The 20820-nt window shown below is 61.3% G+C and carries 24 protein-coding genes and 1 pseudogene; 16 read left to right on the forward strand and 9 right to left on the reverse strand.

The window, feature by feature from the left end; translation table 11 throughout:
* Positions 1–10: 10 nt before the first annotated feature.
* Together ACN6KF_RS27905 and ACN6KF_RS27910 are read left to right on the forward strand one after the other, a co-directional pair.
* Positions 11–1042 (forward strand): DUF7146 domain-containing protein, encoded by a 1032-nt coding sequence (locus tag ACN6KF_RS27905; protein ID WP_434960157.1) that lies wholly within the window; start codon positions 11–13, stop codon positions 1040–1042.
* A 313-nt stretch (positions 1043–1355) separates the two neighbouring features.
* Entirely contained in the window at positions 1356–2276 is a 921-nt protein-coding gene (locus tag ACN6KF_RS27910) for a DUF2493 domain-containing protein (protein WP_434960158.1), read from the forward strand.
* 150 nt (positions 2277–2426) lie between these two features.
* Here the strand turns inward: ACN6KF_RS27910 and ACN6KF_RS27915 are convergent, their stop codons facing one another.
* From ACN6KF_RS27915 to ACN6KF_RS27950, 8 genes are all read right to left on the reverse strand, one after another.
* Positions 2427–2861: a DUF982 domain-containing protein gene (locus tag ACN6KF_RS27915; RefSeq protein ID WP_434960159.1), complete on the reverse strand. Its 435-nt coding sequence runs from the start codon at positions 2859–2861 to the stop codon at positions 2427–2429.
* A 134-nt stretch (positions 2862–2995) separates the two neighbouring features.
* A complete protein-coding gene (locus ACN6KF_RS27920) occupies positions 2996–3343 on the reverse strand; it encodes a hypothetical protein (RefSeq protein ID WP_434960160.1) in 348 nt (115 codons plus the stop codon).
* A gap of 55 nt (positions 3344–3398) precedes the next feature.
* Complete coding sequence (locus tag ACN6KF_RS27925) at positions 3399–3854, reverse strand: Hsp20 family protein (RefSeq protein WP_434960161.1); 456 nt, start codon at positions 3852–3854, stop codon at positions 3399–3401.
* Between the two features lie 236 nt (positions 3855–4090).
* Positions 4091–4525 carry a hypothetical protein gene (locus tag ACN6KF_RS27930; RefSeq protein WP_434960162.1) on the reverse strand — a complete coding sequence of 145 codons (435 nt, stop codon included), beginning with the start codon at positions 4523–4525 and terminating at the stop codon, positions 4091–4093.
* A gap of 107 nt (positions 4526–4632) precedes the next feature.
* Complete coding sequence (locus ACN6KF_RS27935) at positions 4633–4863, reverse strand: hypothetical protein (RefSeq protein ID WP_434960163.1); 231 nt, start codon at positions 4861–4863, stop codon at positions 4633–4635.
* Positions 4864–4976: 113 nt separating this feature from the next.
* Entirely contained in the window at positions 4977–5510 is a 534-nt protein-coding gene (locus tag ACN6KF_RS27940) for a DUF982 domain-containing protein (RefSeq protein ID WP_434960164.1), read from the reverse strand.
* Between the two features lie 96 nt (positions 5511–5606).
* Entirely contained in the window at positions 5607–6116 is a 510-nt protein-coding gene (locus ACN6KF_RS27945; protein ID WP_434961326.1) for an Hsp20/alpha crystallin family protein, read from the reverse strand.
* A 98-nt stretch (positions 6117–6214) separates the two neighbouring features.
* Complete coding sequence (locus tag ACN6KF_RS27950; RefSeq protein WP_149249089.1) at positions 6215–6691, reverse strand: Hsp20 family protein; 477 nt, start codon at positions 6689–6691, stop codon at positions 6215–6217.
* 425 nt (positions 6692–7116) lie between these two features.
* Between ACN6KF_RS27950 and ACN6KF_RS27955 the strand changes: the two genes are divergently transcribed.
* The 3 genes and pseudogenes from ACN6KF_RS27955 to ACN6KF_RS27965 form a co-directional block, all read left to right on the forward strand.
* Positions 7117–7431 carry a co-chaperone GroES gene (locus ACN6KF_RS27955; RefSeq protein WP_149250666.1) on the forward strand — a complete coding sequence of 105 codons (315 nt, stop codon included), beginning with the start codon at positions 7117–7119 and terminating at the stop codon, positions 7429–7431.
* A gap of 52 nt (positions 7432–7483) precedes the next feature.
* Positions 7484–9112, forward strand: a complete 1629-nt coding sequence (groL, locus tag ACN6KF_RS27960) for a chaperonin GroEL (protein ID WP_434960165.1) — start codon at positions 7484–7486, stop codon at positions 9110–9112.
* Positions 9113–9508: 396 nt separating this feature from the next.
* Positions 9509–10131 (forward strand): annotated as a pseudogene (locus tag ACN6KF_RS27965) (SDR family oxidoreductase); the annotation flags it as partial.
* Positions 10132–10535: 404 nt separating this feature from the next.
* Here ACN6KF_RS27965 and ACN6KF_RS27970 read toward each other — a convergent pair.
* A complete protein-coding gene (locus ACN6KF_RS27970) occupies positions 10536–10955 on the reverse strand; it encodes a DUF1236 domain-containing protein (protein WP_149249091.1) in 420 nt (139 codons plus the stop codon).
* Positions 10956–11110: 155 nt separating this feature from the next.
* Here ACN6KF_RS27970 and ACN6KF_RS27975 point away from each other — a divergent pair, with 155 nt between their 5' ends.
* Genes ACN6KF_RS27975 through ACN6KF_RS28025 form a run of 11 tightly spaced genes read left to right on the forward strand, consistent with a single transcriptional unit; the run spans position 11111 to position 20820 of the window.
* Entirely contained in the window at positions 11111–11488 is a 378-nt protein-coding gene (locus ACN6KF_RS27975; RefSeq protein ID WP_434960166.1) for a hypothetical protein, read from the forward strand.
* A gap of 51 nt (positions 11489–11539) precedes the next feature.
* Positions 11540–12520 carry a P-type conjugative transfer ATPase TrbB gene (gene trbB / locus ACN6KF_RS27980; protein ID WP_434960167.1) on the forward strand — a complete coding sequence of 327 codons (981 nt, stop codon included), beginning with the start codon at positions 11540–11542 and terminating at the stop codon, positions 12518–12520.
* On the forward strand, positions 12517–12849 hold the full coding sequence (locus ACN6KF_RS27985; protein WP_434960168.1) for a TrbC/VirB2 family type IV secretion system protein: 333 nt from the start codon (positions 12517–12519) through the stop codon (positions 12847–12849). Before trbB ends, ACN6KF_RS27985 begins: the two co-directional genes overlap by 4 nt.
* Positions 12849–13130, forward strand: a complete 282-nt coding sequence (locus tag ACN6KF_RS27990) for a VirB3 family type IV secretion system protein (protein ID WP_434960169.1) — start codon at positions 12849–12851, stop codon at positions 13128–13130. Before ACN6KF_RS27985 ends, ACN6KF_RS27990 begins: the two co-directional genes overlap by 1 nt.
* Positions 13131–13139: 9 nt before the next feature.
* Positions 13140–15596: a conjugal transfer protein TrbE gene (gene trbE / locus ACN6KF_RS27995; RefSeq protein WP_434960170.1), complete on the forward strand. Its 2457-nt coding sequence runs from the start codon at positions 13140–13142 to the stop codon at positions 15594–15596.
* Entirely contained in the window at positions 15593–16354 is a 762-nt protein-coding gene (gene trbJ / locus ACN6KF_RS28000) for a P-type conjugative transfer protein TrbJ (RefSeq protein WP_434960171.1), read from the forward strand. Before trbE ends, trbJ begins: the two co-directional genes overlap by 4 nt.
* Positions 16355–16374: 20 nt before the next feature.
* Positions 16375–16662 carry a putative entry exclusion protein TrbK-alt gene (trbK-alt, locus tag ACN6KF_RS28005; protein WP_434960172.1) on the forward strand — a complete coding sequence of 96 codons (288 nt, stop codon included), beginning with the start codon at positions 16375–16377 and terminating at the stop codon, positions 16660–16662.
* Positions 16663–16665: 3 nt separating this feature from the next.
* Positions 16666–18012, forward strand: a complete 1347-nt coding sequence (trbL, locus tag ACN6KF_RS28010) for a P-type conjugative transfer protein TrbL (RefSeq protein ID WP_434960173.1) — start codon at positions 16666–16668, stop codon at positions 18010–18012.
* Positions 18009–18698 carry a conjugal transfer protein TrbF gene (gene trbF, locus ACN6KF_RS28015; protein WP_434960174.1) on the forward strand — a complete coding sequence of 230 codons (690 nt, stop codon included), beginning with the start codon at positions 18009–18011 and terminating at the stop codon, positions 18696–18698. The genes trbL and trbF overlap by 4 nt, the downstream gene beginning before the upstream one ends.
* Positions 18695–19681, forward strand: coding sequence for a P-type conjugative transfer protein TrbG (gene trbG, locus ACN6KF_RS28020; protein ID WP_434960175.1), 987 nt, complete (start codon positions 18695–18697; stop codon positions 19679–19681). Before trbF ends, trbG begins: the two co-directional genes overlap by 4 nt.
* The gene (locus ACN6KF_RS28025; RefSeq protein WP_434960176.1) at positions 19678–20820 is read left to right on the forward strand and encodes a TraB/TrbI/VirB10 family type IV secretion system protein; all 1143 of its coding nucleotides are present in this window, start codon (positions 19678–19680) and stop codon (positions 20818–20820) included. The genes trbG and ACN6KF_RS28025 overlap by 4 nt, the downstream gene beginning before the upstream one ends.

Raw genomic sequence — 20820 nt, forward strand, 5'->3', positions numbered from 1 at the left:
GGAGGCCGCCATGACGGCGAAGACGCAAGATCTGGCGCGCCGGCTTGCCGAACACGCCGAGGCGGTATGCCGCCATTATCTGTCGGCCGGTCGCCGCCAGGGCCGGTACTGGCAGGTCGGCGACATCCGCAACACGCCTGGCCGCTCGATGTTCGTGCGGCTGCAGGACTCACCGAATGGGCTAGCCGGCAAATGGACCGATGCCGCGACGGGGGAACACGGCGATCTCCTCGACGTGATCCGTGAGGCGCTTGGCCTTGCCGACTTCGCCGATGTGATCAAGGAGGCCCGACGCTTTCTCAGTCTGCCACCGCCCGAGTTCGAGGAGCGGCAGGCGTGTCAGCGTCGTGCATCAGTTCCGTCTGGGTCGCCCGCGGCGGCGCGGCGGCTCTTTGCCATCTCGCAACCGATCGCTGATACGCTTGTAGAAACCTATCTGCGTGGCCGTGGCGTCACGGCCTTGATCGGCACGGCAAACCTGCGCTTCCATCCTCGATGCTATTATCGGCCAGACCACCATGGTTCGACCGAGACCTGGCCTGCCATGGTCGCTGCCGTCACCGATCTCAGCGGCAGGATCACGGGCGCGCATCGAACCTGGCTCGCCCCGGACGGGTCCGGCAAGGCGCCGGTCGACGTCCAGCGCAAGGCCATGGGCAATCTGCTCGGGCACGCGGTCCGCTTCGGCTATGCCCGCGAGGTTCTGGCGGCAGGCGAAGGCATTGAGAGCGTCCTGTCGGTGCGGGAGCTCATGCCCGGCATGGCGGCTTGCGCGGCCCTGTCGGCAGCGCATCTTGCCGCGATCCTGTTCCCCGATACTTTGCGCCGGCTCTACATCGTCCGCGATAACGATCCGGCTGGCGACGGTGCCCGAGACTCGCTGATCGAACGGGCCAACACTGCCGGGATCGAGACGATGGCGCTTTCGCCTATGCTTGGAGACTTCAACGAGGATCTGCGGACGCTTGGGCGAGATGCCGTGCGCATGCAGATCCGGAGGCACCTCGCGCCCGAGGACGTCGCCCGTTTCATGCTCGGCTGAAATAGTCGGAAGGTCGGATCGCGTCGGCTGCCATCATCGTTGTTTGCTTCATACCTGAAGCCCTTGAGGGACCACCCTTGGCCTTCAAGAGGGCGATCGGGCCGCAAACCGGCCGGACAGGCAATGGCGTCGGCCGACTATTTTCCGCCAGCGGGACGAGCCCGCCTTTGCATCGCCAAGCAAAATAGCCGGCCTTTGCCATCCTTCGCTCACGCTTCGGCCCGGAGCTGTGCGCCGGGTGCAGGTTCGGCCCGCCTGCGGGTTTCGTCGCCATGAAGGCCGCGACGGTCGCGGTCCCCCGACGGAGCATCCCATGAGCACGCACAATGACGAACGCCAACCTGGCTCATCTCCCTTCGATCACATGTTGCAGGAACTCCAGCTTTATGGCTACCGGCCCTACGAGAACGAACCCGATCCCCGGCCGCTCCCCGACGGCAATCGTGTCGCCGGCGCCATCGCGGACATCTTCGACGCCCTGATTGCCACTTTGGTGGACACGCGCCTCGAACCCGATCTCGAGGACCTGCTCTGGTCGACCGTCAACCTCTTTCACCGGGCGAGCGACCGCATCGCGCGCCAACTCGACGATAACGAGCAGGCGCAGCGGCGAAGCCAGGGCGAGCAGGATGGCAGCGAGGTCAGATCGGTCGAACTCGAGCGCCTCACCGCCGAAGGGCAGACCCTGATCGAACGCCGAAATGCCTTCGAACTGATGCGCGACCAGGCCGCCGACCATTTCGAACAGCACACCCGAACAAGCTGGCGCCCGCGCACCGGATCGATGGTCAATCATCGTAACCTCACCGCCGCGGTGATCGACAGCCGCGATTTCCTGGCGGCCAGGCGGCGAGCCGAAACCGAGATTATGTTGCCTGCCGGGCCGAAGATCGCCTTTTCGGGTGGCGACACCGTCGACCACAAGCTGATCTGGGCAAAGCTCGACCAGATCCACGCCAAGCATCCCGACATGGCGTTGATGCATGGTGGCTCGCCAAAGGGTGCCGAAAAGATCGCGGCGCGCTGGGCCGACCATCGCAAGGTACCTCAAATCGCCTTCAAGCCGGATTGGGTGAGATACGCCAAGGCCGCGCCTTTCAAGCGCAACGACCGGATGCTGGCGGCCATGCCGATCGGCGTCATCATCTTCCCGGGTACCGGGATTCAAGAGAACCTTGCCGATAAAGCGCGCAAGCTCGGCATTCCCGTCATGAAGCTCGCCGACGGAGCCTAGCGTAGCGGATCGAGATTGTCCGGGCTTGGGCTTGAGACCATGGCATTTTCTGGATCGGATGATCTGAGACCGTAATCCACCTCGGACTCACCAGACTGGGGCGCAAAGGATGGGAGACGAGCTCACGGTGTTGAGATTGAGGCTCGGCCGCTACTTACCTGTCAATCCTGGCAGCGCGCATTTCGCGGACACGTTCATGGGCGCGGCCAGCATCGAACTGACCGCTCGAGAAATGGCAGATTTCAGCCGGCTCAACATTGAGTCAGGCTGATGCGCTCCCGGTCGGAGGATTGCGACCCGACGTGCCAAACTGGTCGCCGCCATCAACGGATGCTCGAAATCGCGAACGATCAGAAAGCCGGCATCAGACAGAGCATCGACGAACTCAAATCGCGCAGCTTCAACACTCTTGAGATCGGATATGGCTTTTTGGCACACATCCAAAGCATGCTCATAGAGATCGCCGCCCTCGTCCGGCCACCGCGTGCGCAAGAAAGCCAGCGCTTCGATGACATCACGGATTTCAATCCAATGCCCGGCATCCAGCAGGAAACGAACCGGTTTGCCAAAATGGTCACTGTCCATAGTTTAGCTTTGTTACCGCTGTCGGAGGGCTGGCCAATACTCAAAAGCCCTGTCGGGCTCGGCAGCGACCCGGCTCTACGAATATTGGCCAACCACTCAGCTTATATCCTTTTCGACGAAGTCTTTGTGAGGCTTCACTGCAAGGATGGACTACCACCCTCCGACGAATGTCGGCCATTGGCCGCTCGACGACGGCGTGCCGCGCGATCGTAGCGGTACATACTATTCGCCCTGTCGCCGTCCAGTGCGCGAAGCGCGTCCATGATGTCATCGAAGGCAACGACGCGTCCTTTGCGGATCTCCCGAAGGCTCGGAGTCGCCTCCAACGCGCACGCATCCGAAGCCCATGCCGCCAGGATGGCCCGCTTTTCAGTCAGCGTCAGATCCGGATCGGCCACGACATCCCTTGGATGATCGAAGGCCGATCCAGGATGAAGCAGCTGGGAAATATCGAATTCGTTTCCTGTTGCTCGCTTTTCCATGACAGAATCCTCCGTAGCCGGAGGGCGACAGATTAACGCCCTCGAACCATAGCATTCAAGCTGCCTTGGCTGATCTACCGTTATCGACGGCTTCAGCGGAGCCTATTTCAATACGGCGGGGCTTCATGGCTTGCGGTATCCGTCGTGCTAGGTCGATTTGCAGCAAGCCGTTTTCAAACCTTGCGCTGCCGACCTCGACATAATCGGCCAGGTTGAAGCGACGTTCGAAGGGCGCGGCGGATATGCCATGATAGATGTAATCTACGCCATTCTTCGCTTCTGCTTTGCGTCCGGCTACGGTCAAAAGATTCTGCTGCGTCGTGACGGTTATATCACTCGCCTTAAAGCCCGCGACCGCCAAGCTGATCCGGAAGCTATCTTCGCCGGTCCGGATGATATCATAGGGGGGATAGCCTTCGGCCGACTCCCTAGTACCTGCGTTGAGCAGGTCAAACAGGCGGTCGAACCCAATCGCCGATCGGGCAAAAGGCGTGAAGTCGTAAGGTCTCATAGCCACATCCTCGTCAAAGCAACATGGTTACAAGCAGGACGCCAGACGCCGCTGACGTCCGCATCAGGCCCATACTGGGCACCCGACGGGCAATGAAATGGTAGGAGTGGCAACCTTTTCAAGAGGCTAGAACAATAAATTTTTTGCACACCCTCATCCCGACGTAAGTCGCCATTTCTGCGCTCATCGTTGCTGCCACCAAGCTTGTGATCGATCAGCCTCGCATTTGTGCCCGCTCAATCCCTGTCCTGCTGAAACGTGTGAAGGACTGCAACCAGTCTGGCGCGAACCTCCGTACTAGCCGCGGCTTGCACTGTGGCGCCGGATTCGGACGTTGCGCGCACGATGTATTCACCATTCTTTGCCTGCAACCCATCGATCTTCCATTTCTGCCTACCCCATGCCTTCAGCTTTTCGACTGCATCGAGCGACGAGGTCAGCATCGGAATAAAGGTCGGTGTTTCCTCCTTCGTCGGTGAATCATAAAGCATGATGATCGTTGATGATGGGTGAGCTCTTACATTGGTGTATTTTACCAGGGCATCCGGAACATACTGCAGCGCTACCGCTATTTCGCAGTCCAGCCTGGGATCACGCCCCTCGCTCTGTTTGACTCGCTGTATCAAGTCCTCAAGTTTCGTTTTATCGATCAGCGAACTTGTTTCGTTCATTTTGCTCCCGTCTTCCGCAAGGGAGTAGCAACTTGGAAAAGGATGCGCGATTTTCTCGGCTTGGCGGATGCAACAAATCCCAGAGCCGCCAAGCCGCGAAGTCGGTGTTAATGCTGCTGCCGACTGCGATGACGATCAGACACGCGTTCTAAGCGTGAGGCTGGAAACCAGGATTCTATTGTGCCGTCCGGACGCCTCAAATCAACGTTTCCCTCGGGATCGTTGCCTGGGCCGAAATGCAAAGCAATCACTTCGAAAGTTGTTTCGGCACTGAACATTTCTGACAGCGACGAAACCGCGTCGGACTTGACGCGAACGACATCACCAATGTTCACCATTTTCTCCTCCTTACGCTATATTCAGAAGGTTATGGGACGAAAGCCCCGGGGCTCGACATATTGCCTTACGAGCCGTTCAGCCCTCTCCCCCTCGTAGATTTCAATCATCTTGTTCATATTGAAGCCAGATTCCGGTCGCGGGCTTCTTGTAGCTCGCGCATCGGCCGAAGAACTCTCCCGGCTTCCGATATGGCCAGATCGCGTGAAAGCTCTTTGAGATGTGCCGAGCTCCCGCAGGCCTTTGTGCCGGTGACAAACCAGACGTGACCCATTTTCCCGGTCCGGCTTGTCCGTTTCTCGGACAGACTGGGATTTTTGCGGGCCGATCGTTGGAGCTGACCAGACGTCAGGTGGGCCGATATCCCGACCTCGGTCGGCCGAACGCCTTCGGCGTCGCTGAATTCGTCCAGATCCGACATTCCCGCTTCAGCCAAGGCTAAAGCAAAAGCGCGCCGGCAGTCATCGGCACTCATCCGACCGAGAGCGGCAAGATAACAGGCGTTGCGTGCTGCCAGGTATGCCGGACCTTTTGCTTGCTGCCAGCGATGCAAGAGAAAATAGGACGCCTCAGCCGCATTAGAAACCCGCTGCAGCAAGTTCGGGCGAAGCATGAAGACGACCGGCCTTTCAAATGATGCCTTGCTCATTGCCAGACTTGAACCAAGCTAAGTTGAGAGCAAATCTACTCGTTCCTATTAATTGACGAGGCGGTAGTCATGCTCATGCCACCGCCCCTGCGCTGCTCAGCTCTTGACCTCGATCCGCTTTGCCTGCGTTTGGGCCTTCGCAGTCTTGGGTAGCGAAACGGTCAGCACACCGTTTTTGAATCGCGCACTGACCTTGTCTTCCTCGACCTCGAGACCAACGGGGATGCGCCGCTCGAACTGACCATAGAAACGCTCGGAGAATTGCCTTTCCTTATCCTCGGTTTCCGAACGTTTCTCACCCTTCAATGTCAGCACGCCCTCGCTCAGGAAGACTTCGACATCCTTTTCCGCGAGGCCCGGCACTTCGGCGGTGACCTTGATTTCCTTATCGTTGTCGGAGATCTCGACGCGGGGCCAGCCAGCGCCAGAAGCGCCTAACCTGCCGAAAGCCGGCAGCCTAGTGTCAAAGCCACGGAAGACGTCGTCGAACAGCCTGTTCACCTCCCGGTGCAATGACAGGAACGGATCGAGGTCGCTATTGCGCAATAGAGTTGGAAGCTGATCGCCGTTGTTGCGCGCCCATGGAATCAGATCACGCACACTCATCATCTGTCTCCTTTTTGTTCATGCAAGTGACAAAAGCTTCTGGGTTGCGCCGGACGAAGATGTCCGGCGCTTTGCCCGAGCGGTCTTGAAAAGCAGCCCTAGGCGGCTTGCTTTCCGATCTCGGTTTGCTTGGTTGCGTCTTTCGTCGATACATCGTCAGCTGCGATCTCAATACGGCGCGGTTTCATCTCTTCGGGAACCTCGCGCTTGAGATCGATCGTCAGCAGGCCCTTGTCGAGATTTGCGCCAACAACCTTGATGTGGTCGGCCAGTTCGAAACGCTGCGTGAAGGCACGCGCCGCTATGCCGCGGTGCAGATACTGGCCCTTGTCCTCCCCAGCCTTCTGCCCCGACACAACCATGACGTTGCGCTCCTGGGTGATGCCCAGTTCGTCTTGCGCAAAGCCGGCGACTGCCATGGTAATACGATAATCGTCCTCGCCGGTCTTGGTTATGTCATAGGGAGGCCAGTTGTCGGCCGTCTCAATACGGCTCGTCGCTTCGAGCGCGTTCAACATCCGGTCAAAGCCGATGCTCGACCGGAAAAACGGTGTAAAGTCGAGAGTGGTTCTCATAGCCACATCCTCCTAAAAGCAACATGGTTACAAGTTTCATCCCTCCACCAGACACGCTGTTGTCCAGGGGAGAAATGCCGATCCCGCATGGCGACCGGCGATTACGATCTAGTCGGCGTTTCGGACATTTCAAGAGGTCGTTCAGATCATTCTTGCGCACTTTGAGAGAGTGCTCGCCATAGCCCGCTGGCAGGCGCCCTCCTCAAGGCGGAACAGCGCGGATAGGGCTAAAACACGCGTATATTCAAGCGATTATCACTCTCGACTGCGGAGTGCCAAAAATTTTCGGCCGACCCCTTGAAATCAAAAAAGCGTTCAACCAAGTGATTTTACGCGCGACGCCATTTGGGTCGCGCACCCCGCTCCGGTCGTCGGATCGGAGCGGTGGAACACCTCAAAATTGTTTGTCCTTGAAGGAGAACGATATGACGTTCCGTCCATTGCATGACCGCGTTCTGGTCCGCCGCATCGAAGCCGACGAAAGAACCGCGGGCGGCATCATCATCCCCGATACCGCCAAAGAGAAACCGCAGCAGGGCGAGATCCTCGCGATCGGCCCTGGCGCGCGGGACGAATCCGGCAAGCTGGTCGCACTCGACATCAAGGTCGGCGACCGCATCCTCTTCGGCAAATGGTCAGGTACCGAGATCAAGATCGACGGCGAGGATCTCATCATCATGAAGGAAAGCGATGTTCTTGGCGTGATCGAGAACGCCGGCCGCGTGAAGAAGGCCGCCTGACGGCTTCTTCGCCATCATAGTTTGAGATAGCTGCCTATTCAGGAGAGATTCAATGGCTGCCAAGGAAGTCAAGTTCCATTCCGAAGCACGCGAGAAGATGCTGCGTGGCGTCGACATTCTCGCCAATGCCGTGAAGGTCACGCTCGGTCCCAAGGGGCGCAATGTCGTGATTGAAAAATCGTTCGGCGCTCCTCGCATCACCAAGGACGGCGTCACCGTCGCCAAGGAAATCGAGCTTGAGGACAAGTTCGAGAACATGGGCGCCCAAATGGTGCGCGAAGTCGCCTCCAAGACCAGCGATCTGGCTGGCGACGGCACGACTACGGCCACCGTGCTTGCCCAAGCCATCGTGAAGGAAGGCGCCAAGGCGGTGGCCTCGGGCATCAATCCCATGGACCTCAAGCGCGGCATCGACAAGGCAGTTGACACCGTCGTCGGCGAGCTGAAGGCCAACGCCCAGAAGATCACCAGGAACGACGAGATCGCCCAGGTCGGCACGATCTCCGCCAATGGCGACACCGAGATCGGGCGGTTTCTGGCCGAGGCCATGCAGAAGGTCGGCAATGAGGGTGTCATCACCGTGGAAGAGGCCAAGACGGCCGAGACCGAGCTCGAGGTCGTGGAGGGGATGCAGTTCGATCGTGGCTATCTGTCGCCCTACTTCGTCACCAACCAGGAGAAGATGCGCGTCGAACTCGAGGATCCCTACATCCTGATTCACGAGAAAAAGCTGGGTAATCTCCAGGCCCTGTTGCCGGTCCTGGAAGCGGTCGTACAGTCGGGCAAGCCCCTGACCATCATCGCGGAAGATGTGGAAGGAGAGGCTCTGGCGACGCTGGTGGTGAACAAGCTGCGCGGCGGCCTGAAGGTTGCGGCGGTCAAGGCTCCGGGCTTTGGCGATCGTCGCAAGGCCATGCTCGAGGATATCGCAATTCTCACCGGCGGTACGGTTATCAGTGACGATCTTGGCATCAAGCTGGAGAACGTGACCCTTGAGATGCTCGGCCGCGCCAAGAAGGTAGTGATCGAAAAGGAGAACACCACCATCGTCGACGGAGCCGGCGCCAGTAAGGATATTGACGGCCGTATTGCCCAGATCAGGGCGCAGATCGAGGAGACCGCCTCCGACTACGATCGCGAAAAGCTCCAGGAGCGCCTGGCCAAGCTTGCCGGCGGCGTTGCGGTCATTCGTGTGGGCGGGGCCACCGAAGTCGAGGTCAAGGAACGCAAGGATCGCGTGGACGATGCCGTGCACGCCACGCGGGCCGCGGTCGAGGAAGGCATCCTTCCAGGCGGCGGGGTAGCCTTGTTGCGAGCCGCCAAGGTTCTTGAAACACTGGCGCCCGACAACGCGGACCAGAAATACGGCATCGACATCGTGCGCCGGGCCATCGAAGCGCCCATACGGCAGATCGCCGAGAATGCTGGATGGGAAGGATCACTCATCGTCGGCAAGCTGCGGGAGACCGCCGACTACGCCCATGGCTGGAATGCCCAGACAGGCGAGTATGGCAATCTCTTCGAGCAAGGCGTGATCGACCCTGCCAAGGTCGTTCGCACAGCCTTGCAAGATGCGGCCTCAGTTGCTGGCCTTCTGGTAACCACTGAGGCGATGGTAGCTGAAAAGCCGAAGCAAGAGACCCGGTCCGCCATGCCTGCCGGTGGTGGCATGGACTTCTGATCCATGATGGTCATGCCACTCCCGTTTTGGGAGTGGCATTTGCTATAGCTCGCTTTCTTTGAAGTATTTTCGGCGGATTTAGTGAAGGCATCGCAGGCAGAATGGAAATCTATCCTTATGCTTGGCAGATTGGACGCCTGGGCAGTTCCATTCCGACACTTGAGAATAAAGAGGGAAGCAACGGCCGGCGTCGCCGTACGGAGGCTGGTATGAGGGACAACAACATGGAGTCATCACATCCGAGCAAGCGCGATTTAACTGTGACATGCAGCGCATATTATCGGTGTCGTGCTGACACACACCGGGCCTTGAAGGGGCATCCTCCCAAGGTCGAACAGCAAACCGACAATGGCATGAAGGGCAAGGAGGCCAGGATGGCGACACTCGCGACCTGGTGAGCCGTCGGATGCGAATGTCACCCGCGATGCCGTCCGGCGGGAAGGTCGGCAATGTCTACTTATCGAAGGTGATGTCCGCTCGCATGCCTTCTGCGCGAGTGCTGTCGCCGACATGGTCCGGCACGATGGCCGGCAGGATGTTCTTGTCAATAATGCTGCCTTCCAGGTCCATGCCAAGAACATCGAGGATCTGATCGAGGACCACTTCGATCTGACGTGGAAACCAACCTCTACGGCTATTTCTTTGTGGCGCAGGCAGCCGTACCGCATGTAAAGGAACGGGGTGTCATCATCAACACCGGATCGGTTACTGGCATGTTTGGCCCCAAGGAGCTCCTCGATTATTCTGTGACCAAGGGAGCCATCCACGCCTTTACCCGGGCGCTCGCAGCAAATCTGATTTCAGAGGGGATCCGCATGAATGCGGTGGCGCCCGGACCTGTGTGGACGCCTCTCAACCCTTCGGACAAAACCGCCGAGGACATCACCAGGTTCGGCAGCGATACTCCGATGGGGCGACCGGCACAGCCGGAGGAAATCGCGCCTGCGTATGTCTTCCTGGCCTCGCCCCAGTGCTCGAGCTTCATCACCGGCGAGATATTGCCGATCGTCGGAGGCTAGGGTGGAGGCTGAAATGCCATCCGGACCGGTTGCCGGCGCGTAAGGGGTATTATCCTGTCTTCGCCGAGATGGCTCCCGACCCGGTTTGCTGCTGCGTGGACCACGGTGCGCGAGAGCAGGGGAACCAATCAATTCACCCAATCATTGGGAGGGGCGTACGTCGCCACCGGCATGCAGCATTATTTGGCGTGCGGTGGCCACCATGGTGAGGCCGTCAGCCTGGATCGGCCTCAAGAACCCGGGAAATCGTAGGTGCCGGCTGCAACGCGTTGGTGTGCCGCTCACGAGGGCCTGCTTGGACGTCAGTTGCCGCACAAACGGGCGTAGACACCTGCACCTGGTGTTCGGCGGGGATTAGAGCGGAGCAAGGCCGCGTTGACGCGGCCTTGCTGGAAGCAATCTGCCTACTCCACGATTTGTACGATCCGCCGGGTACCCGGGTCGACGAGGACGACCTCGTCATTCACATACGCGTATCGATAGGTGATGTGCCCATATTCAGCCGGGACTTCGTAATATTCGACACCTTCTGCTGGCAGTACGGTACCTACCGCAACTGGTTGATCGTACGTGAACACCCGCGGATGCTGCTCGATCACGTATTTCTTGAAACGCGGCCTTTCCTTGATGCCGAGCAATCCGTTGATCCCGCCGGTGACGGCGCCAACGGCGCCTCCGACGACACCGCCGACCGGGCCTGCAGCATCGTTGCCCTGTTCGGCCCCATTCTTCGCCCCCGGCAGCACTCCCTGGGCTAACACTGCTGTCGGTGCGGCGACGCAAAGTGTAAAAGCCGTGACGAGAAGAAATGATCTTGCAGTCATGGTTGATCTCCTGTTTGCATCTGATCGTCCCATTGAGGGAGTCGCATTCCGAACCTGATCCACGATAAGAGGTTCCACTCGCGGCTCGCTTAGGCCGTTCACAAAAGCGTACCGATTGTTACGAAGACCTGGGTTCGACTTGGAAGACTGGGAACTTGGCGCAGTTGGCCGTTTCAGCAACCACGATGGGTGTACGCACCGAACTAGGTCTGCCAATTTCCGTTGGCGTGGCGCGGACGAAGCATCTTGCCAAGATCGTCTCCCGGGCCGCAAAGCCCGACGGCCTCCTCGTCGTCGATCCCGCGCAGGAGCTCGACTTCCTGCATGAACTCCCGGTCGGCCTGATGTGGGGGCATATACGACCGCCATCACTGCTAGGCATTCGAAGCACTGACTGCTGCTTCGAATACCCCGTGCTCACCCGCTCCTTCGTGGACATCAAAAGCACGAAACCGCCGATCTCCTGTATTTTTACGCCATACTACGGCGTCCTTGATTTCTCGTTGAAGCAGCGCGAAATCTGGCTCTTTTAATCATCCCCGTCAGGGGAAGGACCGTGTCCGCCCCGCTGGAATCGGGGGAGCATGGTGGCTTCGCACCACAACTCAGAGGGTCTTGCACGTGGCGCGCGCATGCTGCGCACCGCGCTTGGCCCAGCCATTGCCCGTTTTTTGGAGGAACCCGCCGTCGTCGAGGTCATGCTGAACCCCGATGGCCGCATCTGGGTCGATCGTCTCTCTGAGGGACTGGCCGACACCGGCAAGACATTATCGGCGGCCGATGGCGAGCGCATCGTGCGCCTGGTCGCTCATCACGTCGGTGCGGAGGTTCATGCGCGTGCGCCGCGCGTTTCCGCTGAACTCCCCGAGACGGGCGAGCGCTTTGAAGGCCTGCTTCCTCCCGTTGTCGCTGCTCCAACCTTTGCCATCCGTAAGCCCGCTGTCGCCGTCTTCACGCTCGGCGACTATGTGAATACCGGCATCATGACAGCCCGCCAGGCCGCAACCTTGCGCGCAGCAGTCGTCTCGCGGGCGAATATCTTGGTTGCGGGGGGGACCTCGACCGGCAAGACCACGCTCATAAACGCCTTGCTCGCGGAAGTCGCGAATTCCGCCGATCGCATCGTCATCATCGAAGACACGCGCGAGCTGCAATGTGCGGCATCCAACCTGGTTGCCATGCGCACCAAGGATGGTGTGGCCACATTATCCGATCTCGTGCGCTCATCGCTCCGACTGCGGCCGGACCGCATTCCCATTGGAGAGGTCCGTGGTGCAGAAGCGCTCGATCTCCTGAAGGCCTGGGGGACGGGGCACCCGGGCGGCATCGGCACCATCCACGCCGGTTCCGGCATCGGCGCCTTGCGCCGGCTCGAACAGCTCATCCAGGAAGCAGTCGTCACCGTCCCCCGCGCCCTGATCGCCGAGACCATCGATCTCGTCGCCGTTTTGTCAGGTCGCGGCTCCGCGCGTCGGCTGGCCGAACTCGCCTTCGTCGAAGGGCTCGGCCCGGACGGCGATTACCGCATTACCCAGGACACCTCGATCGCAGGAGAATTCCCATGATCCCCACCACCGGGCGCATCCGCCGCATGACCGCGACTGTTGCTGCCTTGACCCTTGCCAACCTCGTCCTCCTTTCCGCCGCCCATGCTTCCGGTTCGTCGATGCCATGGGAACAGCCGCTCCAGAAAATCCTGCAATCGATCGAGGGCCCGGTCGCCAAGATCGTCGCCGTCATCATCATCATCGCGACCGGCCTCGCGCTTGCCTTTGGCGATACGTCGGGCGGTTTTCGCCGCCTGATCCAGATCGTCTTCGGCCTGTCGATCGCCTTCGCCGCGTCGAGCTTCTTCCTCTCCTTCTTCTCCTTCGGCGGTGGAGCGCTGGTTTGATGGCGATGGCTTTTGAACAACTCGACGCCGTGCCGGGTTTCACGGTTGCGGTTCGTCGTGCGCTGACCGAGCACATCCTGCTCGGCGGCGCACCGCGCTCCATCGCCATCGTGAACGGCACGCTGGCAGGGGCGGTCGGCCTCGGTTTGCGTCTGTGGCTCGTCGGGCTGTTGATCTGGGCCATCGGGCATTTTGCGGCGGTTTGGGCCGCAAAGCGCGATCCACTCTTCATCGAAGTTGGACGCCGGCACCTGCACATTCCCGCTCATCTGTCGGTGTGAGCGGCGGCCATGATGAACCTCGCCGAATATCCCCGCTCCGCCGCACGTCTTGCCGACTATCTGCCCTGGGCTGCGCTCGTGGCCGAGGGCATCGTGCTCAACAAGGATGGCTCGTTCCAGCGCAGCGCGCGCTTTCGCGGTCCCGATCTGGACTTTGCCGTCGCGGCCGAACTGGTTGCGGTCGCCGGCCGCATCAACAACGCCTTCCGCCGCCTCGGGTCGGGCTGGAGCATCTTCGTCGAAGCGCAGCGCCACGAAGCGGTGGCCTATCCCGACAGCATCTTTCCTGATCAGGCCTCCAGTCTCGTCGATGCCGAGCGCAAGGCCGATTTCGAGGAGCAGGGCGTCCATTTCATCTCAAGCTATTTCCTGACTCTGCTCTATCTCCCGCCAGCTGAGGAAGCGGCGCGCGCCGAGACATGGCTCTATGAGGGCAAGGAACGCGCTGGCGTGGATCCGTCGGAGATTCTGCGAAGCTTTGCCGATCGCACCACCCGCATTCTGGCCCTGCTCGATGGCTTCATGCCGGAATGCGGCTGGCTCGACGACGCCGAGACGCTGACCTATCTGCATTCGTGCGTTTCCACCAAACGCCATCGCGTCCGTGTCCCCGAGACGCCGATCTATCTCGACGCATTGCTGGCCGATCAGCCATTGACTGGTGGCCTGGAACCGCGTCTGGGCGATCAGAATTTGCGCATCCTCACGATCGTCGGTTTCCCGACCGCGACCACGCCCGGTTTGCTCGATGACCTCAACCGGCTGGCTTTCCCCTATCGCTGGTCGACGCGTGCCATTCTTCTCGACAAGACCGATGCCACCAGGCTGTTGACCAGGATCAGGCGGCAATGGTTTGCCAAGCGAAAATCCATCGCCGCGATCCTCAAGGAAGTCATGACCAACGAGGCATCCGTCCTCGTCGACACGGATGCGGCGAACAAGGCAGGTGACGCTGACCTCGCCTTGCAGGAACTCGGACAAGATCTTGCCGGCATGGCCTACGTCACGGCCACGATTGCTGTCTGGGATGCTGACCCGCGCCTTGCCGACGAAAAGCTTCGCCTGGTCGAGAAGGTCATCCAGGGCCGCGATTTCACCGCCATGATCGAGACTGTCAATGCCGTCGATGCCTGGCTCGGCTCCTTGCCCGGACACGCTTATGCCAATGTCCGCCAGCCGCCGATCTCGACGCTCAATCTCGCCCACATGATCCCCCTCAGCGCCGTGTGGGCGGGGCCGGAACGGGACGAGCATTTCAATGCGCCCCCGCTGCTTTACGGCAGGACGGAAGGCTCGACCCCGTTCCGGCTATCCCTTCATGTCGGCGATGTCGGTCATACGCTCGTTGTTGGCCCGACCGGTGCCGGCAAATCCGTGCTGCTTGCCTTGATGGCCTTGCAGTTCCGGCGCTACGAGCGATCCCAGGTCTTCGCCTTTGATTTCGGCGGTTCGATCCGGGCCGCGACACTCGCCATGGGCGGCGATTGGCACGATCTCGGCGGCGGCCTGACCGAAGGCTCCGACGCCTCCGTCGCGCTGCAGCCGCTGGGTCGCATCCACGATACCTATGAACGCGCCTGGGCGGCTGACTGGCTCGCCGCGATCCTCACGCGCGAAGGTGTACCCGTAACTCCGGGGGTCAAGGACCACATCTGGACCGCGCTGACCTCTCTCGCCTCCGCTCCCATCGAAGAGCGTACCATCACGGGTCTGGCGGTCCTGCTCCAGTCCAACAGCATCAAACAGGCGCTTCAACCCTATTATATCGGCGGTCCCTATGGCCGGCTGCTCGATGCCGAAGCCGAACATCTCGGGGGCGCCGACGTGCAAGTCTTCGAGATCGAAGGCCTGGTCGGTACGGGCGCGGCGCCGGCCGTGCTGTCCTATCTGTTCCATCGCATCGGCGACCGTCTCGATGGACGTCCGACCTTGCTCATTATCGATGAGGGCTGGCTGGCGCTGGACGATGAGGGGTTTGCCGGCCAGCTTCGTGAGTGGCTGAAGACGCTGCGCAAGAAGAACGCCAGCGTCATCTTCGCCACGCAGTCGCTTTCCGACATCGACAATTCGGCGATCGCGCCGGCAATCATCGAAAGTTGCCCGACCCGGCTTCTCCTGCCGAATGAGCGCGCGATTGAGCCGCAGATCACGGCGATCTATCGCCGGTTCGGGCTGAACGACCGGCAGATCGAGATCCTCGCGCGGGCAACACCCAAAGGTGACTATTATTGCCAGTCACGGCGCGGCAATCGCCTCTTCGAGCTTGGCCTGTCCGAAGTCGGCTTCGCGCTATGCGCTGCATCCTCCAAATCCGATCAGACGCTCATTGCCAACCTGCTCGCCGACCACGGCCACGAGGGCTTTCTCAAAGCCTGGCTCGAGGCCCGCAATGCCGGTTGGGCGATCGATCTCATTCCGACACTCCACCTCTCCATTCCCCAAGTCGAACAGGAGGCTCACTCATGATCCATCGTCGTTTTCGCTCGTATGCTGCTGCCTTTGGGGCGAGCTTGCTCGCGCAACCGCTCGCATTCGTTCCGACCCTGGCGCCAGCCTATGCCGTCATCGTGTTCGATCCCTCGAACTACGTGCAGAACGTCCTGACGGCGTCGCGTTCCCTCCAGCAGATCACCAATCAGATCACCAGCCTGCAGAACGAAGCGCAGATGTTGATCAACCAGGCGCGCAATCTTGCGAGCCTGCCGTTCTCTTCGCTTCAGCAGATCCAGCAGTCAGTCCAGAGGACCCAGCAACTTCTCGACCAGGCGCAGAACATCGCCTTCGACGTCCAGAAGGTCGACCAAATATTCCAGCAAAAATACGCGAATATCTCGCTGTCTGCGAGCGACCGGCAACTCGTCGCCGATGCCCGCTCGCGCTGGCAGAACACGGTTGGCGGTCTCCAGGATGCCATGCGGGTACAGGCCGGTGTCGTCGGCAATATCGATGCGAACCGGACGCAGATGTCGGCCCTGGTCAACCAGAGCCAGGGCGCGACCGGTGCGCTGCAGGCAGCCCAAGCCGGCAATCAGATTCTGGCTCTGCAATCCCAGCAGCTCTCCGATCTGCTCGCACTGCTCGCCGCCAATGGCCGGGCCGGCGCGCTGACCGATGCGGAGCGCGCAGCCGCGGCCGAACAGGGACGCGAGCAACGTCGTCGCTTCCTGACACCGGGTTCCGGCTACCAGCCCGGCAACGCCCAGATGTTCAACAACGGCAACTGAAGTGGGGAGGGCACGTCGTCATGGATAGCAAGACGTTTGCGCGCCTGGGCGCGATCGTGTTCGTCGCTGTCGCCCTGACAGTGACGGTGATCGAACTGACCGATAGGCAGGAGAGGCTGCCGACTTCGCCAGTGCGCCTGATCCCAACCGATGGCGATCCGCTGCGTGAAGGTCAGCGCCGCTGCCAGCGACTCGGACAAAAGGCGGTCGAGGACGCCGAGTGCCTGCGTGTGTGGAGCCTGACCCGCGATCGCTTTCTCGGCCGGACATCCGAGCCGTTCCCATCACCCTCGAACCAAGGACGATGACGCATGGGCGGTAGCGGCGTCATCGACAATTTCCTCGGGGTGTTCACTCGCTATATCGACTCCGGCTTTGGGCTGCTCGGCGGAGAAGTCGGCTTCATCGCATCCACGCTGATCGTCATCGATGTGACGCTGGCGGCACTCTTCTGGAGCTGGGGCGCGGATGACGACATCATCGCCAGGCTGGTGAAAAAGACGCTGTTCGTCGCTGCCTTCGCCTATCTCATCTCCAATTGGAACAATCTGGCCAAGATCGTCTTCGACAGCTTCGCGGGCCTCGGGCTCAAGGCCAGTGGCACCGGCTTTTCGACGGCCGATTTGATGCGGCCCGGCAAGGTCGCACAAACCGGCCTCGACGCGGCCCGTCCACTGCTCGAATCCATTTCCGACCTTATGGGCTGGGTGGCGTTCTTCGAGAACTTCATCCAGATCGCCTGCCTGCTTTTTGCCTGGGCTTTGGTGATCCTCGCCTTCTTCATCCTGGCAATCCAGCTCTTCGTCACATTGATCGAATTCAAGCTCGCGACACTCGCCGGCTTCGTGCTGATCCCCTTCGGCCTGTTCGGCAAAACCGCCTTCATGGCCGAACGTGTGCTCGGTAATGTGATCTCCTCCGGCATCAAGGTCCTGGTGCTCGCCGTCGTCATCGGCATCGGCTCGACCCTGTTCGATCAGTTCACCCGCGGCTTTGGAGGGCAGACGCCGACCATCGACGACGCCATGGCTGTGGTTCTTGCCGCGCTGTCGCTCCTCGGCCTTGGCATCTTCGGTCCCGGTATCGCCAATGGCCTCGTTTCCGGAGGGCCGCAGCTTGGCGCTGGCGCGGCCGTCGGCACGGGGGTCGTTGCCGGTGGGGCGGCCCTCGCCGTTGGTGGTGGCGCGATGCTGGCTGCGAGGGGAGGGGTGACTGCGCTTTCCAGCGCAGCCGCTGCCGTCCGCGCCGGCGCGACCACAGCCGGCTCTGCGAGCTCGGCCTATTCGCTGGGTGCCTTGGGAACATCCGGAGCGGCCGGTGTCGCCTCGGGTCTCGGCGGTGTGGCACGTGCAGCGGGTAGCGCGGCGACCTCGCCGCTTCGCAGGGCTGCTGCGAGTGGCGGATCCAGTTATGCCAAAGGCATTCAATCCGGCTTCTCTGTAACCGGCGGCTCCTCGACCAAGGGGACGATTGGCGCTGGGGCCGAGACATCGCCTGCACAGACCAGGCCTGCGGATGCCCCCTCAGGCCGGACGCAGCGCCTTCGCCGATCCATTCATACGGGGCACGCGGTTCAGACCGCGGCCCATGCCGTTCGCGCTGGCGACAGCCACGGCGTCGGATCCTCCGTCAATCTCTCCGAAAGTGATCGCTCATGAACCTTTTCCGGCGGCATGCCGCGCATTACGGCAGGACTCCCGAACCCGAAACTCCCTACCAGAGGGCCGCGCAGGTCTGGGATGAGCGTATCGGATCAGCCCGCGTTCAGGCCAGGAACTGGCGGTACATGGCCTTCGGCTCGTTGATTCTGTCGACAGGTTTTGCCGCGGCACTGGTCTGGCAGTCGGCAAACGGCACGGTCGTGCCATGGGTGGTTCAGGTCGACAATCTCGGCCAGGCGCAGTCGGTCGCGCCAGCTGAGGCCGACTATCGCCCGACCGATCCGCAAATCGCCTGGCATCTCGCCCGCTTCATCGAGCAGGTTCGCTCCATTCCCGCCGATCCGGTCATCGTCCGCCAGAATTGGCTGCGAGCCTACGAGTGGACCACGGATCGCGGCGCCGGGGCACTCAACGACTATGCCCGTGCCAATGACCCCTTCATCAAGGTCGGCAAGCAGCAGATCGCCGTCGAGGTATCGTCGGTCATTCGCGCCTCGCCGGATTCCTTCCGTGTTGCCTGGATGGAGCGTCGCTATGAGGACGGAAAGCTCTCGGCGACCGAACGCTGGACCGCGATCCTCACCATCGCCATCCAGCCGCCACGCGATGCCGATCGGCTCAAGGCCAATCCGCTCGGGATCTATGTCAATGCCATCAACTGGTCACGGGAGATGAGCCAATGAGCTGGCTAAGGACCCGTAAAGACGGCAGCGCAATTTTCCGTAAATCCGCAATGGTGGCTGTCCTATTCTCCGGTGCCATACTGGCAGGCTGTGCCACGCCGCAAAAGCCCCCTGAGATCCGTTATGACAAGGACGTGCCGCCACTTGCCGCGATGCCGGCTGCAGTTGGCGAGGACCGGCCGCGGCCGCTGCACAGTCCCCCGGCCTGGTCGCCGACGCGCGGCGGCGCGGCTGCGACGGTGCCGACCGCTCGCGTCGAGAACGCCAATGCCGCCGCCCGCGTCCAGCCGCGCCGCGAAGGTTATTACAATGCCATCCAGGTTTATCCCTGGTCGGAAGGCGCCCTCTACCAAGTTTATGCCGCCCCTGGGCAGATCACGGATATCACGCTCGAGCCCGGCGAGAATCTAACCGGAGCGGGGCCGATCGCCGCCGGCGACACCGCCCGCTGGATCATCGGTGACACCGAGAGTGGAGCCGGGGTGACACGACGCGTTCATGTCCTGGTGAAACCCAGCCGGGCGGCTATCACCACCAACCTCGTCATCACTACCGACCGTCGCACCTATATGATCGAGCTGCGTTCGGGCGAAAAACCCTACATGCCGGCCATTTCCTGGGCCTACCCGCGAGCGTCGGGAGGTCTGCGCCAAGTCGTGCCGCCAGCACCGGCGATCCCCGCGGTTGCCGCGCGCAATTATCGCTATGGCCTAACCGGCGACAATCCGCCCTGGAGACCTCTTGCCGTCTATGATGATGGCCGGCACGTCTATGTCGAATTCCCGCGTGGCATCGTGCAAGGCGAAATGCCGCCCCTCTTCGTCATCGGCCCGGAGGGCGAAGCCCAGATCGTCAACACCCGTACCTACCAGCACATCCTGATCGTGGATCGCCTGTTCGGCGCTGCCGAACTGCGTCTTGGCAGCGCCGATCGCCAGCAGACCGTCAAGATCGTGCGGACCGATGCGAGGCCTTCGTCATGAGCGAGAACGACAATGCCGCGGCCATGCGTCTGCGCGCCGAGCCGCCGCGCGTCACCCGGCTTTCGCGCAAGGTGTTGGTTGGCATCGGCATCGTCGCCTCGCTCGGCGTCGGGGGCGCGTTGATCTATGCTCTTCAAAACCGCAGTGGCGGACAAAGCGGGGAGGAGCTCTATTCCACCGCCAATCGGCAGCCCGCCGATGGCCTTGCCGGCCTGCCGCGTGACTATACCGGCCCGATCCTGGGACCGGCGCTCCCTGGTGACCTCGGCCGTCCCATCCTGGACGCGCAGAACAAGGGGCAGCCCGTCGTCCCGCCGGCCGTTCCCACAACGGGCATCGATGAGGCCGAGCAACGTCGACGGGCCGAGGAAGAGGCCGCCCGTACCAGCACCGTCTTCTTCCAGGCTCGGGCGGGATCGGCGGTGGCAGGCATGACCGGTGGGTCGACGCCCGGCCTTGCAGGTCTTGATATCGCCGGTCAGTCTGGCCAATCAACAGCCCAGGACAGGCAACTGGCTTTCCTCAATGCGTCCGCCGATCGGCGCACCATTGCGCCCGATCGTGTCACGCCGCCGGCATCGCCGTACGTGCTGCAGGCCGGTGCCGTCATTCCGGCCGCGCTCATCACGGGGGTCCGCTCGGATCTGCCCGGCCAGATCACGGCGCAGGTCACGGAAAACATCTATGACAGTCCCACCGGCCGTATTCTGCTCGTGCCGCAGGGAACCCGGATCATTGGCCAATATGACAACAACGTCCAGTTCGGCCAACGGCGGGTGCTGCTCGTCTGGAACCGGCTCATCCTGCTGAATGGACGCTCCATCGTCCTGGAGCGTCAGCCGGGTGCCGATCCGCAAGGTTATGCCGGCCTCGAGGACGGTGTCGACTACCACTGGTGGGATCTTGCCAAGGCGGCCGGCCTGTCGACGCTGCTTGCTGTCGGCGCCGAACTCGCCGTCGATGACCAGAACCGGCTTTTACGGGCGATCCGCAATGGCACGCAGGACACCATCAACGAAGCCGGCCAGCAGATCATCCGCCGCCAGCTCAACGTCGCGCCGACGCTGACCATTCGCCCGGGATTCCCGGTGCGCGTCATCGTCACCCGCGACCTCGTATTCGAACCCTACAGAGGATGA

It is taken from the genome of Labrys methylaminiphilus subsp. lupini (assembly GCF_051161885.1).
GTDB lineage: Bacteria > Pseudomonadota > Alphaproteobacteria > Rhizobiales > Labraceae > Labrys.

Bases quoted from the DNA above. Each gene is read 5' to 3' on its own strand.
- ACN6KF_RS27905 (WP_434960157.1), top strand. From the start codon at position 11: ATGACGGCGAAGACGCAAGATCTGGCGCGCCGGCTTGCCGAACACGCC.
- ACN6KF_RS27910 (WP_434960158.1), top strand. From the start codon at position 1,356: ATGAGCACGCACAATGACGAACGCCAACCTGGCTCATCTCCCTTCGAT.
- ACN6KF_RS27915 (WP_434960159.1), bottom strand. From the start codon at position 2,861: ATGGACAGTGACCATTTTGGCAAACCGGTTCGTTTCCTGCTGGATGCC.
- ACN6KF_RS27920 (WP_434960160.1), bottom strand. From the start codon at position 3,343: ATGGAAAAGCGAGCAACAGGAAACGAATTCGATATTTCCCAGCTGCTT.
- ACN6KF_RS27925 (WP_434960161.1), bottom strand. From the start codon at position 3,854: ATGAGACCTTACGACTTCACGCCTTTTGCCCGATCGGCGATTGGGTTC.
- ACN6KF_RS27930 (WP_434960162.1), bottom strand. From the start codon at position 4,525: ATGAACGAAACAAGTTCGCTGATCGATAAAACGAAACTTGAGGACTTG.
- ACN6KF_RS27935 (WP_434960163.1), bottom strand. From the start codon at position 4,863: ATGGTGAACATTGGTGATGTCGTTCGCGTCAAGTCCGACGCGGTTTCG.
- ACN6KF_RS27940 (WP_434960164.1), bottom strand. From the start codon at position 5,510: ATGAGCAAGGCATCATTTGAAAGGCCGGTCGTCTTCATGCTTCGCCCG.
- ACN6KF_RS27945 (WP_434961326.1), bottom strand. From the start codon at position 6,116: ATGAGTGTGCGTGATCTGATTCCATGGGCGCGCAACAACGGCGATCAG.
- ACN6KF_RS27950 (WP_149249089.1), bottom strand. From the start codon at position 6,691: ATGAGAACCACTCTCGACTTTACACCGTTTTTCCGGTCGAGCATCGGC.
- ACN6KF_RS27955 (WP_149250666.1), top strand. From the start codon at position 7,117: ATGACGTTCCGTCCATTGCATGACCGCGTTCTGGTCCGCCGCATCGAA.
- groL (WP_434960165.1), top strand. From the start codon at position 7,484: ATGGCTGCCAAGGAAGTCAAGTTCCATTCCGAAGCACGCGAGAAGATG.
- ACN6KF_RS27970 (WP_149249091.1), bottom strand. From the start codon at position 10,955: ATGACTGCAAGATCATTTCTTCTCGTCACGGCTTTTACACTTTGCGTC.
- trbB (WP_434960167.1), top strand. From the start codon at position 11,540: ATGGTGGCTTCGCACCACAACTCAGAGGGTCTTGCACGTGGCGCGCGC.
- ACN6KF_RS27985 (WP_434960168.1), top strand. From the start codon at position 12,517: ATGATCCCCACCACCGGGCGCATCCGCCGCATGACCGCGACTGTTGCT.
- ACN6KF_RS27990 (WP_434960169.1), top strand. From the start codon at position 12,849: ATGGCGATGGCTTTTGAACAACTCGACGCCGTGCCGGGTTTCACGGTT.
- trbE (WP_434960170.1), top strand. From the start codon at position 13,140: ATGATGAACCTCGCCGAATATCCCCGCTCCGCCGCACGTCTTGCCGAC.
- trbJ (WP_434960171.1), top strand. From the start codon at position 15,593: ATGATCCATCGTCGTTTTCGCTCGTATGCTGCTGCCTTTGGGGCGAGC.
- trbK-alt (WP_434960172.1), top strand. From the start codon at position 16,375: ATGGATAGCAAGACGTTTGCGCGCCTGGGCGCGATCGTGTTCGTCGCT.
- trbL (WP_434960173.1), top strand. From the start codon at position 16,666: ATGGGCGGTAGCGGCGTCATCGACAATTTCCTCGGGGTGTTCACTCGC.
- trbF (WP_434960174.1), top strand. From the start codon at position 18,009: ATGAACCTTTTCCGGCGGCATGCCGCGCATTACGGCAGGACTCCCGAA.
- trbG (WP_434960175.1), top strand. From the start codon at position 18,695: ATGAGCTGGCTAAGGACCCGTAAAGACGGCAGCGCAATTTTCCGTAAA.
- ACN6KF_RS28025 (WP_434960176.1), top strand. From the start codon at position 19,678: ATGAGCGAGAACGACAATGCCGCGGCCATGCGTCTGCGCGCCGAGCCG.